Below are 15388 nucleotides of genomic sequence, written 5' to 3'. Positions count from 1 at the left end.
GGGTGCTCCTCAGACGTTCGCAGTGGCCTGATCGGGTTCGGCGTCGGTGCGCTCGGTCGCGTCGTCGAGGACGATGCGGCCGATGATCTCGTAGCGTTCCGGCTGTCTGGCCTTGAGGTAGAAGCCGAGCCCGAGTCCGCCGAGGAAGACCACACCGACGATCCACGGGATCAGCTCGAAGAAGAAGGACTCGGCGGCGAGTCCGGCCGCGGTCTCCATGTTGAGGATGAGCAGCACGACGACGGCGATCATGCCGATGCCGCCCAGCAGGGGCGCGGTGAAGGTACGGAACCAGTGGCGGTCCTCCGGGTGGTTCTTGCGGAAGTATCCGATCACCGCGAAGGAGCAGAGGGTCTGGACGATCAGGATCGCCATCGTGCCGAGGATGGCGAGCAGCGTGTACAGGTGGATGTACGGGTCCTCGCCCGCCAGCCAGAACGCGCAGACGAGCGCCGTGGCGATGCCCGTCTGGACGTACGAGGCGATGTACGGGGAGCCGTGGGAGCGGTGGGTCCGGCCGAGCGCGGGGTGCAGGAAGCCCTCACGGCCGATGGCGTAGAGGTAGCGCGAGGCGCACTGGTGGAAGGCCATGCCGCAGGCGAACGATCCGGTCAGCAGCAGCCATTGGAAGGCGTCGACGGCCCAGGGGCCGATGAAGGACTCCGTGGGGTTGAAGAAGAGGTCGAGCGGTGAGGCGGACGAGGACACGGTGACCGAGCCTTCGAGCCCGTTACCGGCGATCGTCATCCAGGACACGTAGATGTAGAAGAGGCCGACGCCGATCACGGAGATGAGCGTCGCCCGGGGGATGACGCGCTTGGGGTCGCGGGACTCCTCCCCGTACATCGCGGTCGACTCGAAGCCGACCCAGGACCAGAAGGCGAAGAAGAGGCCGAGACCGGCGGAGGTGCCGGTGAAGGCGTTGACCGGGTTCAGCGGTTCGACCGGAATGCCGTCAGGGCCGCCGCCCGCGAGCAGGACGGCCGTGGCGACGGCGAAGAGCACCGCGATCTCGCCGACGAGCATGACGCCGAGGGCCTTCGCGGTGATGTTGATGTCGAAGTACGCCAGTACGCCGGTCAGGGCGAGCATCCCGAGGGCGTAGACGATCCAGGGGATGTCGATGCCGAGCTGGTCGGCGACGGTCGTCTGGCCGAAGTAGGCGAAGATCCCGACGATCGACGCCTCGAACACGATGTAGGCGAGGACCGCGAGCATGCCGGAGGCCAGTCCGGCGATCCGGCCGAGGCCGTGCGAGATGTACCCGTAGAAAGCACCGGCTGCCGTGATGCGCTTCGCCATGGCGACGTAACCGACCGAGAAGACGGTCAGCACCACGGTCGCGAACAGGTATCCGGCCGGGGCGCCCGTGCCGTTGCCGAAGCCGACGGCGATGGGCAGATTCCCGGTCATGGCCGTGATCGGGGCGGCGGTGGCCACCGCCATGAAGACCACACCGACCAGTCCGACCGAATTCGCCTTGAGTCGCTGGACCTCATGTGTGGGTTTGTCTGACATGGCGCACCCTCTCTCATCCTTCGCGGTCCCGTTGGTCCGGGGGCGACAGTCTCGGCCGGGGTGACCTGCGCCACAACAGACACGCGGTCACTCAAATGCCGTGCTGGGGCGACGAGTTGTCGGGGCGGAGGGCCCAGTGATGTGGTCTGTAACCGCAGGGTGATGTCCAGGGAACACGCGGATGTGCCTCCATCCGCGCGGCAGGGCGGGAGGGCGCGGGCTGCCTCGCCGCCGGGTGGGGCGCGGCGGTGAGCCTCCGGCGTACCGCCGCGCCCTGCGCCGGCTCTCCGGCCGGTACGCCACGGCCGACGCGGTGCTCGAAGGGGCCGTCATTCCCGGGGTCCGCGGCGGCCCGCGGGCGGCGTGGTGCGCCCCGGGCCGCGATGGACCCGTGACGCGCCTCCCGACGACTGCCTCGCGCGCGTCACCGCCGTCGGCCCCAAGGGTGCCGGCACCGCCCAGGCCAAACAGGCCGTCCAGCGCGGACGGGACCAGCTGGTGCTGACCACCACCACGGACGCCACCCCTCGACGACTTCGGTCTCGCGCGGAACTACTGGGGCCCAGGAAGCTCATCCCGCGCGACTGAACCAGGGGCCGGGGCCCGGTCCTGGGAAGCGGGCGCCCAGCCCTCCGCGTCGCCGTGCAGCGCGCTGTAGTACGGGTCGCCCGCGGCGATCTCACCCGCCCGGACGGTCTGCCCGGTGAAGGCCGCCTTGTAGAGCGCCGCGACCAGTTCCAGGCTCGTACGGCCGTCGGAGCCGCTGCTGCGCGGCCTGCGTCCGGCGCGCATGTCGTCGAGCAGCCCGCGCAGTTGCGCCTCGTGCGAGCTGGGCACATCGGGCCCGAAGTCGTTCCACGCGTCGAACTGTTCCGGGGTCACACCGGGCGCCGGGGTGATGCGCCAGTCCGCGTTGCGGTGCCCGTACAGATGGGTGAGTTCGACCGTCGCGCGTTCGCAGTCGATCCGTATCCGGCTGACCTCGTCCGGACTGAGGACGCTGTTCACGATCGTGGCCATCGTGCCGTTCTCGAAGCGGACGAGTGCCGTCGAGACGTCCTCGGTCTCTATGTCGTGCACCAGCCGACCGGCCATCGCGCGGATCTCCGACCACGGGCCGAGCAGATCGAGCAGCAGGTCCATCTGATGGATGCCGTGCCCCATCGCCGGGCCGCCGCCCTCGGTGCTCCACTTCCCCCGCCAGGGAACGGCGTAGTACGCCTCGTCGCGGTACCAGGTGGTCTGGCAGTGGGCCACCAGCGGCCGGCCCATCGACTGCTCGGCCAGCAGCTCCCGGACATGACCGGAGCCCGAGCCGAAGCGGTGCTGGAACACGATCGCGGCGAACGGCCCGCCGGACTCCGGCCCTTCCGCCGCCTCGATCGCGTCGAAATCCTCCAGCGAGGGGCACGGCGGCTTCTCGCACCACACCCAGGCCCCGGCCCGCAACGCGGCGATCGTCTGGTCGCGGTGGAACCGGGGCGGCGTGCAGAGCGTGACCAGGTCGGGCCGCTGTTCCGCCAGCATGAGGCCGAGGTCCGTGTACGGGCGGCCGGCGCCCGCGTCCGCGCAGAACGCCTTTGCCGACACGGCGTCGACGTCGACCGCCGCGACGATCTCCAGCGGCTGCTCGGCAGCGAGTGCGACGAGCGCGGGCAGATGGCTGCCGCGCGCGATCGCGCCCGTGCCGACGATCGCGACACGGATCGGCTCCGCGTCCGACGTGTATGCGGGCATGACAAGCACCCCTGGGTGGAAAAGAGTGCGCCCACCTGATAGCAAGCGCTTTCTCCCCGGAACCTAGGCTCGATCAGGGAGCCGGGTCAAGAGACGTCCAGGGGGCCCGACGATCAGGCCAGCAGCTTCCCCGGCAGCCAGCCGAGCTGTGCGGCCTGCTGGAACGGGCCGCCGCCCTCGTGGTCGTTGAAGTGGTACACCTCGATCTCCTTGTCCGCGTGGGCGTAGGCGTTGAAGGCGGCGAAGACCGTCGACGGCGGGCAGGTCTGGTCCTCCAGAGCCGTCGAGAACAGGGCCGGAACCCGCCCGCGCGCCGCGAAGTGGACCCCGTCGAAGTAGGCCAGGGTCGCCCGCACCTGCTCGGTCCTGCCCCGGTGGGTCTTGAGGAAGTTGCCGACCTCGCGGTACGGCGACCGGTCGGTGACGGTCAGGGCCCGCGGGAAGTCGCACAGGAACGGCACATCAGGTGCGACGGCCACCAGGTCCGGTATCAGCCCGCCGACGGCCAGGGTGATCCCACCGCCCTGGCTCTCACCGATGGCCGCGGTGCGCGTGGCGTCGGTCAGGGGGTGCGAACGGGCCGCCTCCACCGCCCGTACGGCATCGGTGAACACCCGCCGGTAGTAGTACGTCTCCGGGGCCTCGATGCCGCGGGTCATGTACCCCGGGAAGGAGGGGGCGCTGCCCACCGGGTCGGCGGTGTCGCCCGGCTCCCAGGTGCTGCCCTGCGCCCGGGTGTCCATCACGAAGTGGGCGAAGCCGGCCGACGCCCACAGCAGATGCGAGTGCGGCAGCCCGCGCCCGCCGCCGTAGCCGATGAACTCCACGATGACGGGCAGCGGACGCGTGGTGCCCGCCGGAAGCACGAGCCACCCCTTGACCGGGTGTCCGCCGAAGCCCGCGAAGGTCACGTCGTACACCTCGACCGTGCTCAGCCCGGTGTCGGTACGCAGCTCGAACCGGGCGTCCAGGTCATGGGACCGGGCCTCGTCGAGCGTCTTCGACCAGAACGCGTCGAAATCCTCCGGCTCCACCGACCCACTGCGGTACGTACGCAGTTCGTCGAGGGGCAGATCGAACAGGGACATGGGAACCACCTTGGTCGCAGGGCTGATTGATCACACCCTACGGTCAGGGATTCCCGTCAGGGGGTGCTGTCCGGCGCCTTCGCCGGAGGCCACGGCACCTCGGCCAGAACGGGCAGCAACTGTTCCTCCTCGTAGGCGAAGTGGGCGGTCAGCTCCTGCGACATCCGGGCCAGCTCGGTACGGAACCGCTCGGGGTCGGCGGCGCCGATGTCGGCGATCAGCGCGGCCAGTTCACCCTGGATGGCGGCGACGGTCCGATGTTCCTCGCGGAGTCTGTCGAACGTGTCGGCGAGGTGCGGGTGGTAGCCGGCCATGACCGGGAAGACATGGCCGTCCTCGCCGGTGTGGTGGAACTCCAGAGCCTGACAGAACGCCAGACAGCGCTGGCGGATCTGCAGACCGAGGCCGGGCGCGGGAGGCTCGCCCGGTTCCCCGGACCTCCGGTGGGCCGCCCGCGCGGCGAAGTGGGCATCGGTCTCGGCGCTCACCTGGCGCAGCTGGTGGCGCAACCAGGTGTGCACCTCCAGGATCTTGTCGGCGAGCGAGGTGACCTCGGCCGGCCCTTCGCCCGCCGGAACCTCGGAACGCTCCAGTACCACGACGGGCAGGATGCGATCGGTGCTCGCCTGGTACTCGGCGTAGCCGGGCGCGACCCGGACCACCTGCTCGAACAGCCGGTCGCGCCGGGCTCCTTCGGCGGGGACCGCGATCGCCTCGAACTCCTCGGTCCCCACCTCGACGCCCACCACGGGGTGTGCGAGCAGGTTGTGGTACCAGGCGGGATGCGAAGCGGCGCCGAGGTTGGAGCCGACGACCAGCAGCCGGTCGCCGTCGGCGACATAGCCGAGCGGCGTGGTGTGCGGACGTCCGGTCCTGGCGCCGGTGGTGGTGAGCAGAAGGAGGTCGCCGCCCGCGAAGGGGCCGCCGACCTTGCCTGCGTGGGAGCGGAACTCCTCGATGACGGACTGGTTGAAGGACAGGGGCATGGGGTGCCGGATCTCCGTAAGAGTGTGTGCGGCGGCCCGGGGCATCACTGGGTGGCCCCGGGGCGGCCGGAGGCGTGACGAATCGACGGCGTCCACGGTGCGGAGCGTCGCGCGCAAGTGCGGCGACGGGCAACGGCGCCGGGGGCTGCCGTGCGGATCAGAAGCAGGGGGCTGAGAGTGAACTCATGGCATCGTCCCTGAATGAAGGTGCCGGCCCGGCTGTCGGCCTGCCCACATCTCTCGGCCGGCGCCACGCTGCACGAACACTATTAGAACGGGGCGACCGGCGGCTGTCAACGCACGAAAACACGTTGCCCGCCCGCCGGGGCGACTGCGACGCTTCGGGCCATGTCCGTCATTGACTCCAGCCGTGCCCGCCACGTGGCAGACCTCTTCTCGCACGGTCGCCTCGTCGCCATCCCGCGCAAGGCCGCCCGTCGCGAGCAGTTGCTGAACCACCTCGCGCAGACCCTGTTCGAGCGTGACCGCGTCTACACCGAGCGCGAGGTCAACGAGGCGCTGCGCACGGTGCACGAGGACTGTTCGGCGCTGCGTCGCCATCTGGTCGTGGCGGGGCTGCTGGCCCGGCCGAAGGACGGCAGCCGCTACCAGCGAGTCAGCTGACAAGGCATCACATGCCTTGCATGCCGGCGCCCTCCTGGACGGCCAGCTCGGCCCGGGAAACAGTTCCGCGACGCGGGCAGTGGGCCGCTGTCCAGTTCCCCCGCCAGAACGAGGACGCGTGCGTCCAGGCCGGCATGGCGCCATCCTCGGCGCAGCGCGACGATCACGGCAAGGGGTTCGGTGGGCGCGGTGCCTACGCGTCGGCCGCGCGGGCTCACCGGCCGTGCCGTACTCCCCGGCGGACCCACGAGCGTGACCACCCCCTGCCCCATCTCGAAGGACAGGCTGCCGACCACGTCGTACCGTCCGGGTAGACCTTGCCGACCTGTTCGAACCGGATCATGACCGCACGTCGGGAGCCCCCGGGCGCTGCGCACACGGGCCGGGACTGTCCGGGTACGTGCCGTGTGCTGGACTGTCTCCGGACCATCGGATTTCAGGAGCACCCCTTGAGCAGTTACCGGCACCCCGGCGTCGTCTTCACCGACCGTCGCTTCACCGTCCCTCTCGACCACACGGACCCGGGCGGCGAGCAGATCGAGATCTTCGGCCGGGAGGCCGTGGCGAGCGGCAAGGCGAGCGGCGAGCTGCCGTGGCTGGTCTATCTGGAGGGCGGGCCCGGCTTCGGCGCCCGTCGCTTCGTCGGAACGGAAGCCTGGCTGGGCCGGGCGGTGCACGAATTCCGGGTGCTGCTGCTCGACCAGCGCGGCACCGGTCTCTCCACCCCGGCGAACCGCCAGACGCTCCCGCAGCGCGGCGGGCCGCGCGAGCAGGCCGACTATCTCGCCCACTTCCGGTCCGACGCCATCGTCCACGACTGTGAACTGATCCGTCAGCGGCTGACCGGCGGCGCCCCCTGGACCGTGCTCGGCCAGTCCTTCGGCGGTTTCTGTGCGGTCCGCTATCTGTCGGCCGCTCCGGAGGGGCTCCAGGCGGTCCTGATCACCGGGGGGCTGCCCTCGCTCGACGCCCACGCCGACGACGTGTACCGCGCCGCGTATCCGCGGATCGAGCGGAAGGCCGCCGCCCACTACGCCCGCTACCCGCAGGACGTCGGACGCGCCCGCGAGATCGCCGCCTACCTCTCCGAACACCGCCCGGAGAGCGCGGGGCACCGCCTGACGGCCGAGGGCTTCCAGTCCCTCGGCATCATGCTGGGCGGCGGCAACGGCAGTCACCAGCTGCACTACCTGCTGGAGAACGCCTTCGTCCGCACGCCGTACGGCACCGAGCTCTCGGACACCTTCCAGGAGGCCATGCGCACGGCCAACTCCTTCGCCGGTCACCCGCTGTACGCCCTGCTGCACGAGGCGATCTACGGCCAGGGGGAGCGCCCGACCGGCTGGGCGGCCGAACGGGTCCGCGCCGAGTTCCCGCAGTTCGACGCCGCGGAAGCGCTCAAGGGCGAGGGGCCCGTGCTCTTCACCGGAGAGACGATCCACCCCTGGCACTTCGAGGTGGACCCGGCCCTGCGACCGCTGCGTGAGACCGCCGAACTCCTCGCCGCCCGCACCGACTGGGCACCGCTCTACGACCCCGAGCGGCTGGCGGTCAACGAGGTGCCGGTGGCCGCGGCCGTCTACCACGACGACATGTACGTCGACACCGAGCACGCGCTGAGCACCGCGGCGGCGATCCGCGGACTGCGCACCTGGGTGACGAACGAGTTCGAGCACGACGGGCTGCGGGCGGGCGGGCCGCGCGTACTGGACCGGCTGCTCGCGCTGGTCAGGGACGAGGTCTGAGCCGTAGCGCAGCTCCTGGACCCGGGCACAGGGAGGGAGCCGGGTGGGCGTGCCGCGCCCCCGGCTCTCCTTCCCGTGCGGGCGCGACGCCCGCACGGCTCACTTCTGGAGCGCGTCCAGCGTGGCGCCGAGGTCCGTGGCCGAGCGCGGAGCGCGGTTGTACGGGAGCTTCGAGAGGACGGCGGCCATACCGCAGGTGTTGGTCACCGCGGAGAACACGAGCCCGGAACCGATGCCCGCGGACAGCCAGCGGGCCGCGGGGTACCGGGTCCCGGCCAGGATCCCGGCCACCACGAGCGAACCGGCGGCGAGCCGTACCTGACGCTCCATGGGCCAGGTGGCGCGCGCATCCTCGGGACGGTCCAGGCGCTGCCCGTCACCCTCCCAGGCGGAGGTGCCGCCGCTCAGGGTGGAGGCGTCGATGTCCGCGGCCGAGAGGATCTCGCAGGCCCGCGTGGAGCGGACGCCGGAGGCGCACACCACGAGCAGCGCACCCCGGGCCGAGGCGGCCTTGAGGGCGGGCACGGCCTCCTGGAGGCGGTCGAGCGGGATGTTCAGCGCACCGGGCACATGGCCGGAGGCGTACTCGCCGGGGGCCCGCACGTCGATGACGGTGAACTCCTCCAGGCGGGCGGCGGCCTGCGCGGGGGAGAGGGAAGCGGGGCTGGTCACGATCTGAGATTCCTTTCGGTCACCGGGCCGGATGGGAGACTCCGTCTCTCCTGCCCCGGACAGGCTAGAATACCCCCCCAGGTATGTGAGGAGGGTGAGTGGAACTCGACATGGCGGCCGACGAACTGAAATCGGTCCTCAATCGCCTGCGCCGAGCCCAGGGCCAGCTCAACGCGGTCATCAGGATGATCGAGGAAGGGCGGGACTGCGAAGACGTGATCACGCAGATGGCGGCCGTCTCGCGAGCGCTCGACCGTGCCGGTTTCGCGATCATCGCGACGGGTCTGCAGAACTGCATGGCCGACGGCGCCGCCGATCCCGCCGACCGCGAGCGGATGCGGGCCCGCCTGGAGAAACTCTTCCTCTCCCTGGCCTGACCTGCCCGGGACGGAATGCCGGGTGGTCCGGCACCCGCGCCGATAGCCTGCGGGCATGACGCAGCAGTTGGAACCCATGCCCACGGACTGGCAGCGCGCACTGGCCGTCGTCGCCCACCCCGACGACCTGGAGTACGGCTGTTCCGCGGCCGTCGCCAGCTGGACCGACGCCGGACGTGACGTCGCGTACCTCCTCGCCAGCCGCGGCGAAGCGGGCATCGACACGATCGCTCCGGAGGAATGCGCCCCGCTGCGGGAGCGCGAGCAGCGGACGAGTGCCGCGGTCGTCGGCGTCACCACGGTGGAGTTCCTCGACCACCGGGACGGCGTGATCGAGTACGGCACCCGGCTGCGCCGCGACATCGCCGCCGCCATCCGCCGGCACCGCCCCGAGCTCGTCATCACGCTCAACCACCGTGACACCTGGGGTGGCGCCGCCTGGAACACCCCCGACCATCGCGCGGTCGGCCGGGCCACCCTCGACGCGGCGGGCGACGCCGGGAACCGGTGGATCTTCCCGGAGCTGACCGAGCAGGGGCTCGCGCCGTGGGGCGGGGTGCGCTGGGTGGCCGTCGCGGGCACCGACAGGCCCACCCATGCGGTCGACGCGAGCGAGGGATTCGAGCGGTCCGTCGCCTCGCTGCTCGCCCACCGCACGTACATCGAGGTGCTGACCGAGGAAGACCCCGAGACGTACTGCCGTACGTTTCTGGCGGGTATGTCCCGCATGGCCGCGAGTCGGTTCGGTGGTCGTCCCGCCGTCGCCTTTGAGGTCTTCGCCCGCTGAGTCCTGCGGGGCCCACCGGGCGGCCCCTTCGCACGCGATTGACAAAGTAGTTTGCCGATCCTGCAATGGTCGGTATGACCGAACAGCACCGGGACGACCCGGAAATCGATGCCGTGCTCACGGGCGTGGGGCCCCGGCTGCGCCGTCTGCGCAAGGAACGCGACGTCACGCTCGCCGCCCTCTCGGCGGCCACCGGCATCTCCGTGTCCACGCTCTCGCGCCTGGAGTCCGGCGGCCGGCGCCCCAGCCTGGAACTGCTGCTCCCCATCGCGCGCGCCCATGAGGTACCGCTCGACGACCTCATCGGCGCCCCGCCGGTCGGGGACCCCCGCGTGCGGGTCAAGCCGATCGTCCACGACGGACGCACCGTGCTGCCGCTGACCGCGAGGCCGGGCGGACTCCAGGCGTACAAGGTCGTGCACTGGGCGGGCTGTACGGAGGTGCCGGAGCAGCGCACGCACGAGGGGTACGAGTGGCTGTACGTGCTCTCCGGGAAGCTGCGGCTGCTGCTGGCCGAACACGATCTGGTGCTGGACGCCGGCGAGGCGGCCGAGTTCGACACGCGGCTGCCGCACTGGTTCGGGCCGGTGGGGGAGCAGCCGGTGGAGTATCTGAGCCTGTTCGGGCCGCAGGGGGAGCGCATGCACGTCAAGGCCAGACCGAAACGCGCCTGAGACCGCGGTCACCGAGTCGCCCGAGGTGTTCCCAGACGGGCAAGCGACCGCTTAGTATGCGCCGGAGCAGTGGTAATGCCGACAGTGTTGTGGAGGCCCCTCATGCAGGCATGGCGAGTGCACCGGAACGGCGAGCCGAGCGAGGTGATGGAGCTCGAAGAGACGGACCGGCCCACCCCCGGAGACGGGCAGGTGCTGCTCAGGGTGCGCGCGGCGAACATCAACTTCCCCGACGCGCTGCTCTGCCGGGGGCAGTACCAGGTACGGCCGCCGCTGCCGTTCACGCCGGGCGTGGAGATCTGCGGTGAGACCGAGGACGGGCGCAGGGTGCTCGCCACCCCCGCGCTTCCCCACGGCGGCTTCGCCGAGTACGTCGTCGCGGACGAGGCGGCCCTGCTGCCCGCCCCGGAAACCCTGGACGACGCCGAAGCGGCCGCGCTGCACATCGGCTACCAGACGGGCTGGTTCGGCCTCCACAGGCGCGCACACCTCCAGGCGGGCGAGACGCTGCTCGTACACGCGGCGGCGGGCGGCGTCGGCAGCGCGGCCGTGCAGCTCGGCAAGGCCGCCGGAGCCACCGTCATCGGAGTCGTCGGAGGTCCGGAGAAGGCCCGCATCGCCCGTGAACTGGGCTGCGACGTGGTCATCGACCGGCACGCCGAGGACATCGTCGCGGTGGTCAAGGAAGTCACCGGCGGACGCGGCGCGGACGTCGTCTACGACCCGGTCGGAGGTGACGCCTACGCCAAGTCCGTGAAGTGCATCGCCTTCGAGGGGCGCGTCGTCGTCGTGGGCTTCGCGAGCGGCACCATCCCGGCCCCCGGGCTGAACCACGCCCTGGTGAAGAACTACTCGATCGTCGGCCTGCACTGGGGCCTGTACAACACGAAGGACCCGGCGGCCGTACGCGCCTGCCACGACGAGCTCACCAAGCTCGCCGCGCAGCGCGTTGTCGCACCGCTGATCAGTGAGCGTGTCGCCATGGCCGAAGCGGCGAACGCCGTCCAGCGCGTCGCCGACGGTACGAGCACCGGCCGCATCGTCGTCCTCCCGGCGGGAGGCCCCCGATGAACGCCGTCATCGAGGCGGGCGAAGTCCGCCGCCGCACCCACGAGTTGCTGGCCGCCCACCCCCCGGCCACCACGGACCGCACCGACTTCCTGAAGGCCCGCTTCGACGCCGGTCTCGCCTGGGTGCACTACCCGGCCGGCCTCGGCGGACTCGACGCCCCCCGCTCCCTCCAGCAGATCGTGGACACCGAACTCGCCGAGGCCGGGGCCCCCGACAACGACCCGCGCCGCATCGGTATCGGCCTCGGCATGGCTGCCCCGACGATCCTCGGCTACGGCACCGACGAGCAGAAGCAGCGCTTCCTGCGCCCCCTGTGGATCGGCGAGGAGGTGTGGTGCCAGCTGTTCAGTGAACCGGGCGCCGGCTCCGACCTCGCCGCACTGGGCACGCGCGCCGTCAGGGACGGTGACACCTGGGTCGTGGACGGCCAGAAGGTCTGGACGTCCAGCGCCCATGTCGCCCGCTGGGCGATCCTGATCGCCCGCACCGACCCGGACCTGCCCAAGCACCGCGGCATCAGCTACTTCATCTGTGACATGACCGACCCCGGCGTCGAGGTGCGGCCGCTGCGGCAGATCACCGGCGAGGCCGAGTTCAACGAGGTCTTCCTGACCGGCGTACGCATCCCGGACAGCAGGCGGCTCGGCCCGGTCGGCGACGGCTGGAAGGTCGCCCAGACCACCCTCATGAACGAGCGCGTCTCGATCGGCGGAGCCCGCATCCCGCGCGAGGGAGGCATGATCGGCACGGTCGCACGGACCTGGCGCGCACGCCCCGAACTGCGCACCCACGACCTCCACCAGCGTCTCCTCACCCTCTGGGTCGAGGCCGAGGTCGCCAGGCTCAGCGGCGAACGGCTGCGCCAGCAGCTCGTCGCGGGACAGCCCGGCCCCGAGGGCTCGGCCATGAAGCTCGCCTTCGCCCGTCTCAACCAGCAGATCAGCGGCCTGGAAGTCGAACTGCTCGGCGAAGAGGGCCTGTTGTACGGCGACTGGACCATGAGCCGCCCGGAGCTTGTCGACTTCACCGGACGCGACGCCGGGTACCGCTATCTGCGCTCCAAGGGCAACTCCATCGAGGGCGGTACCAGCGAGGTACTGCTGAACATCGTCGCCGAGCGGGTGCTCGGTCTGCCCGCGGAACCGCGCAACGACAAGGACGTAGCCTGGAAGGACCTCTCCCGATGACCGCACAGACAGCACAGTCGGGGCACAACGAACCGGCCCCGTTGCCCGTCCTCCTGTACTCCGAGGCCGAGGAGGATCTGCGCGCCGCCGTGCGCGCGTTGCTCGCCGACCGGGCCGACGCGCCGGGTGTCATCGCCCGCGTCGAGTCCGACACGCCGTACGACCCCCGGCTGTGGAAGGCGCTCGCCGCCGACATCGGCGCCGCCGGACTCCTCGTACCGGAGAAGCTCGGCGGTCAGGGCGCCACCTACCGCGAGGCCGCCGTGGTCCTGGAGGAACTCGGCCGCAGCGTCGCCCCCGCCCCGTACCTGACGAGTTCGGTCGTCGCGACCGAGACGCTTCTCGCGCTGGCCGCCCAGGACGGCCCCGTCGTGGAGCTGCTGGGTGAACTGGCCGCAGGCCGCAGGACGGCGGCCCTTGCCGTGCCGTTCTCCGCCCCGGCGGCCGACGAGGCGCAGCCCGCGAGCGTGGTGACCGGAAGGCTGGAGGGGACCGTCACCGGCGTCGCCGACGCGGCCACGGCCGACATGCTGCTCGTCCCCACCACCGACGGGCTGTACGCGGTCGAGACGGCGTCGGACGGGGTGACCGTCGAACCGCTCGTCGCCCTCGACCTCACCCGCCCGCTCGCCACCGTCGTGCTGGACGGCGCGACCGGTGTCCGCGTCGCCGATGCCGCGTCCGCCGTTCCCGCGGTGCGGCGCGGACTGCTCGTGGGCGCCGGACTCCTCGCCTCCGAGCAGCTCGGTATCGCCGAGTGGTGTCTGACCGAGACGGTCCGGTACACCCGTGAACGCCACCAGTTCAACCGGCCGGTGGGCTCCTTCCAGGCGCTGAAGCACCGGATGGCGCAGCTCTGGCTGGAGGTCGTCTCCGCCCGGGCCGCGGCCCGCAACGCGGCGGGCGCGCTGGCCACCGGCAGCCCCGACGCGCCGCTCGCGGTCGCCGTCGCCCAGGCGTACTGCTCGAACGTCGCGGTCCACGCGGCCGAGGAGTGCGTCCAGCTGCACGGCGGGATCGGCATGACCTGGGAGCACCCCGCGCATCTGTATCTCAAGCGGGCCAAGGCCGACTCGATCGCGTACGGGACGGCCGGCCGCCATCGCGAGGTCATCGCGGAGCTGGCCGAGCTGCCGGCCCCGTAACCGAACGGGCGCACCGGACACAGGAGTCAGGAGCGGGGGTACGCGGATGCGTACCCCCGCTCCGGCATGTCCGGCCGAGGCCGGGTATCGCGGTCACTCGCCCGTACGGTTTAATTGCGAAGCGTTCGCAATAACAGTTGATCTTCAATAGGGGTGTGCAGCGTATGAGGGCCCGATCGGTACGGGGAGGGGTCGCGATCGCGCTGGCGGCCGTGCTCTCGATCACCGCGGCAGCATGCTCGAATCCGGGCAGTTCCGGTAAGGGGGCGGCTTCCGCGGTCGTGGGGATCGCGTACGAGCCCGACAGCCTCAGCCCTTTGCTCGGCTACGGCAAGGACGGCAACTCCAAGATATTCGACGGGCTGCTGGCCCTCGACGAGAACATGAAGCTGCGGCCGGCGCTCGCCTCCGCGCTGCCGGACGTCGGCGACGACGGGCTCACCTACACGTACGAGCTGCGCCGGGGCGTGAAGTTCAGCGACGGCAAGCCCTTCGGTGTCAAGGACGTCGTCTTCACCTACCGGACCATCCTGGACGAGAAGACGAACAACCCCTCGCGCACCGAGCTGGACGCCATCGACAAGGTCGAGGCCGTCGGCGACGACACCGTCGTCTTCACGCTCAAGTACCCCTACGCGCCCTTCGCCCAGCGCACCGTCCTGCCCATCGCCCCCGAACACGTCGCGGGCAAACAGGACGTCAACAGCGGCACCTTCACCTCGCAGCCGATCGGTACCGGACCGTACGTCCTCACCAAGTGGTCCAAGGGCGAGAAGCTGAGCTTCCGGGCCAACCCCGGCTACTGGGGCGGCGAGCCGAAGGTGAAGCGGTTCACCATGGCGATCATCAAGGACGACGACGTCCGTGCCACCCGGCTGCGCTCCGGCGACCTCGACGGCGCGATCCTCCCCCCGAACCTCGCGGAAGGCTTCAAGGACGAGAACGGGCTCAGGACGTACACCGCGAAGACGTACGACTACCGCACGGTGACGCTCCCGACCCACAACGAGGTCGCCGGTGACCGCGCGGTCCGGCGCGCCCTCGACCTCGCCGTCGACCGCGAGGCCATGGTCGACGCCATCCTCAACGGTGCGGGCAAGCCCGCCTACGGCCCCGTCCCCACGGACAGCGAGTGGTTCGCCAGGGGCACCGAACGCGTCCACGACCTCGACGCGGCGAAGGAGATCCTCGACGAGGCCGGCTGGAAGCCCGGCAAGGACGGCATCCGCACCAAGGACGGTGTGCGCGCCGCCTTCCCGCTCTGGTACCTCACCGGCGACAAGCTCCGCCAGGAACACGCGCTCGCCTACGCCTCCGACGCCAGGAAGGCGGGCATCGACATCACCACCGAGGCCGGCACCTGGGAGGTCATCCAGCCCCGGATGAAGCAGGACGCCGTCCTCGCGGGCGGTGGATCACCCGCCGACCCGGACTTCGACCAGTACACCCTGTTGAAGTCCACCCTGGCGGGCGACGGCTTCAACAACATGGCGTGGTACGACAACAAGACCGTCGACGAGGCCGTCGAAGCGGGCCGCAGGAGCGGCGATCCGGCCGCCCGCAAGGCCGCGTACGACACCGTCCAGCGCGAGCTCGCCAAGGACCCCGGCTACACCTTCCTCACCCACATCGACCACGTGTACGTCGTCGGTGACCGCTTCGGCGACCTCACCACCCAGGTCGAGCCGCACGACCACGGCCTGGCCTCCGGCCCCTGGTGGAACGTCGAGAAGTGGACCCCCGGGGGCGCGGACAAGTGAGCCACCGCCTCCCCTGG

General features: G+C 70.9%; 14 protein-coding genes and 1 pseudogene. 10 read left to right on the top strand and 5 right to left on the bottom strand.

All coding sequences use genetic code 11. The features are described from left to right. Nucleotides 1-9: 9 nt before the first annotated feature. Nucleotides 10-1518: an APC family permease gene (locus tag ACFWSK_RS14230; RefSeq protein WP_383784761.1), complete on the bottom strand. Its 1509-nt coding sequence runs from the start codon at nt 1516-1518 to the stop codon at nt 10-12. 423 nt (nt 1519-1941) lie between these two features. Here ACFWSK_RS14230 and ACFWSK_RS14225 point away from each other — a divergent pair. Next, nucleotides 1942-2062: pseudogene (locus tag ACFWSK_RS14225) on the top strand (ABC transporter substrate-binding protein); the annotation flags it as partial. 8 nt (nt 2063-2070) lie between these two features. On the opposite strand, the gene ACFWSK_RS14220 reads toward ACFWSK_RS14225, so the two are convergent. The 3 genes from ACFWSK_RS14220 to ACFWSK_RS14210 form a co-directional block, all read right to left on the bottom strand. Next, on the bottom strand, nt 2071-3255 hold the full coding sequence (locus tag ACFWSK_RS14220; protein ID WP_383784757.1) for a Gfo/Idh/MocA family protein: 1185 nt from the start codon (nt 3253-3255) through the stop codon (nt 2071-2073). Between the two features lie 113 nt (nt 3256-3368). Further along, nucleotides 3369-4343 (bottom strand): acetylxylan esterase, encoded by a 975-nt coding sequence (locus tag ACFWSK_RS14215; RefSeq protein WP_383784755.1) that lies wholly within the window; start codon nt 4341-4343, stop codon nt 3369-3371. A 56-nt stretch (nt 4344-4399) separates the two neighbouring features. Continuing rightward, nucleotides 4400-5329: a nitroreductase/quinone reductase family protein gene (locus tag ACFWSK_RS14210; RefSeq protein WP_383784753.1), complete on the bottom strand. Its 930-nt coding sequence runs from the start codon at nt 5327-5329 to the stop codon at nt 4400-4402. Nucleotides 5330-5677: 348 nt separating this feature from the next. Between ACFWSK_RS14210 and ACFWSK_RS14205 the strand changes: the two genes are divergently transcribed. Together ACFWSK_RS14205 and ACFWSK_RS14200 are read left to right on the top strand one after the other, a co-directional pair. Then, nucleotides 5678-5953, top strand: coding sequence for a DUF2087 domain-containing protein (locus ACFWSK_RS14205; protein ID WP_383784750.1), 276 nt, complete (start codon nt 5678-5680; stop codon nt 5951-5953). 449 nt (nt 5954-6402) lie between these two features. Further along, nucleotides 6403-7698 carry an alpha/beta fold hydrolase gene (locus ACFWSK_RS14200; protein WP_383784746.1) on the top strand — a complete coding sequence of 432 codons (1296 nt, stop codon included), beginning with the start codon at nt 6403-6405 and terminating at the stop codon, nt 7696-7698. A 99-nt stretch (nt 7699-7797) separates the two neighbouring features. Here the strand turns inward: ACFWSK_RS14200 and ACFWSK_RS14195 are convergent, their stop codons facing one another. Then, nucleotides 7798-8370 (bottom strand): rhodanese-like domain-containing protein, encoded by a 573-nt coding sequence (locus ACFWSK_RS14195; protein ID WP_383784744.1) that lies wholly within the window; start codon nt 8368-8370, stop codon nt 7798-7800. A 98-nt stretch (nt 8371-8468) separates the two neighbouring features. On the opposite strand from ACFWSK_RS14195, the gene ACFWSK_RS14190 reads away from it, so the two are divergent. The 7 genes from ACFWSK_RS14190 to ACFWSK_RS14160 all read left to right on the top strand — a co-directional run bounded on the left by ACFWSK_RS14190 (nt 8469) and on the right by ACFWSK_RS14160 (nt 15371). After that, on the top strand, nt 8469-8747 hold the full coding sequence (locus ACFWSK_RS14190) for a metal-sensitive transcriptional regulator (protein ID WP_383784742.1): 279 nt from the start codon (nt 8469-8471) through the stop codon (nt 8745-8747). 55 nt (nt 8748-8802) lie between these two features. Then, nucleotides 8803-9534 carry a PIG-L deacetylase family protein gene (locus ACFWSK_RS14185; protein ID WP_383784739.1) on the top strand — a complete coding sequence of 244 codons (732 nt, stop codon included), beginning with the start codon at nt 8803-8805 and terminating at the stop codon, nt 9532-9534. Between the two features lie 74 nt (nt 9535-9608). After that, nucleotides 9609-10208, top strand: coding sequence for a helix-turn-helix domain-containing protein (locus ACFWSK_RS14180; RefSeq protein WP_383784735.1), 600 nt, complete (start codon nt 9609-9611; stop codon nt 10206-10208). Nucleotides 10209-10310: 102 nt separating this feature from the next. Beyond that, entirely contained in the window at nt 10311-11279 is a 969-nt protein-coding gene (locus ACFWSK_RS14175) for an NADPH:quinone oxidoreductase family protein (protein ID WP_383784732.1), read from the top strand. Then, nucleotides 11276-12466 carry an acyl-CoA dehydrogenase family protein gene (locus ACFWSK_RS14170; protein WP_383784730.1) on the top strand — a complete coding sequence of 397 codons (1191 nt, stop codon included), beginning with the start codon at nt 11276-11278 and terminating at the stop codon, nt 12464-12466. Before ACFWSK_RS14175 ends, ACFWSK_RS14170 begins: the two co-directional genes overlap by 4 nt. Next, on the top strand, nt 12463-13611 hold the full coding sequence (locus ACFWSK_RS14165) for an acyl-CoA dehydrogenase family protein (protein ID WP_383784727.1): 1149 nt from the start codon (nt 12463-12465) through the stop codon (nt 13609-13611). Before ACFWSK_RS14170 ends, ACFWSK_RS14165 begins: the two co-directional genes overlap by 4 nt. Nucleotides 13612-13775: 164 nt before the next feature. Next, complete coding sequence (locus ACFWSK_RS14160; RefSeq protein WP_383784724.1) at nt 13776-15371, top strand: ABC transporter substrate-binding protein; 1596 nt, start codon at nt 13776-13778, stop codon at nt 15369-15371. The last annotated feature ends 17 nt before the right edge of the window (nt 15372-15388 follow it).

It is taken from the genome of Streptomyces sp. NPDC058620, assembly GCF_042717135.1.
GTDB lineage: Bacteria > Actinomycetota > Actinomycetes > Streptomycetales > Streptomycetaceae > Streptomyces.
This window is presented reverse-complemented; position numbering and strand designations above follow the sequence as displayed.

Bases quoted from the DNA above. Each gene is read 5' to 3' on its own strand.
- ACFWSK_RS14230 (WP_383784761.1), bottom strand. From the start codon at position 1,518: ATGTCAGACAAACCCACACATGAGGTCCAGCGACTCAAGGCGAATTCG.
- ACFWSK_RS14220 (WP_383784757.1), bottom strand. From the start codon at position 3,255: ATGCCCGCATACACGTCGGACGCGGAGCCGATCCGTGTCGCGATCGTC.
- ACFWSK_RS14215 (WP_383784755.1), bottom strand. From the start codon at position 4,343: ATGTCCCTGTTCGATCTGCCCCTCGACGAACTGCGTACGTACCGCAGT.
- ACFWSK_RS14210 (WP_383784753.1), bottom strand. From the start codon at position 5,329: ATGCCCCTGTCCTTCAACCAGTCCGTCATCGAGGAGTTCCGCTCCCAC.
- ACFWSK_RS14205 (WP_383784750.1), top strand. From the start codon at position 5,678: ATGTCCGTCATTGACTCCAGCCGTGCCCGCCACGTGGCAGACCTCTTC.
- ACFWSK_RS14185 (WP_383784739.1), top strand. From the start codon at position 8,803: ATGACGCAGCAGTTGGAACCCATGCCCACGGACTGGCAGCGCGCACTG.
- ACFWSK_RS14180 (WP_383784735.1), top strand. From the start codon at position 9,609: ATGACCGAACAGCACCGGGACGACCCGGAAATCGATGCCGTGCTCACG.
- ACFWSK_RS14175 (WP_383784732.1), top strand. From the start codon at position 10,311: ATGCAGGCATGGCGAGTGCACCGGAACGGCGAGCCGAGCGAGGTGATG.
- ACFWSK_RS14170 (WP_383784730.1), top strand. From the start codon at position 11,276: ATGAACGCCGTCATCGAGGCGGGCGAAGTCCGCCGCCGCACCCACGAG.
- ACFWSK_RS14165 (WP_383784727.1), top strand. From the start codon at position 12,463: ATGACCGCACAGACAGCACAGTCGGGGCACAACGAACCGGCCCCGTTG.
- ACFWSK_RS14160 (WP_383784724.1), top strand. From the start codon at position 13,776: ATGAGGGCCCGATCGGTACGGGGAGGGGTCGCGATCGCGCTGGCGGCC.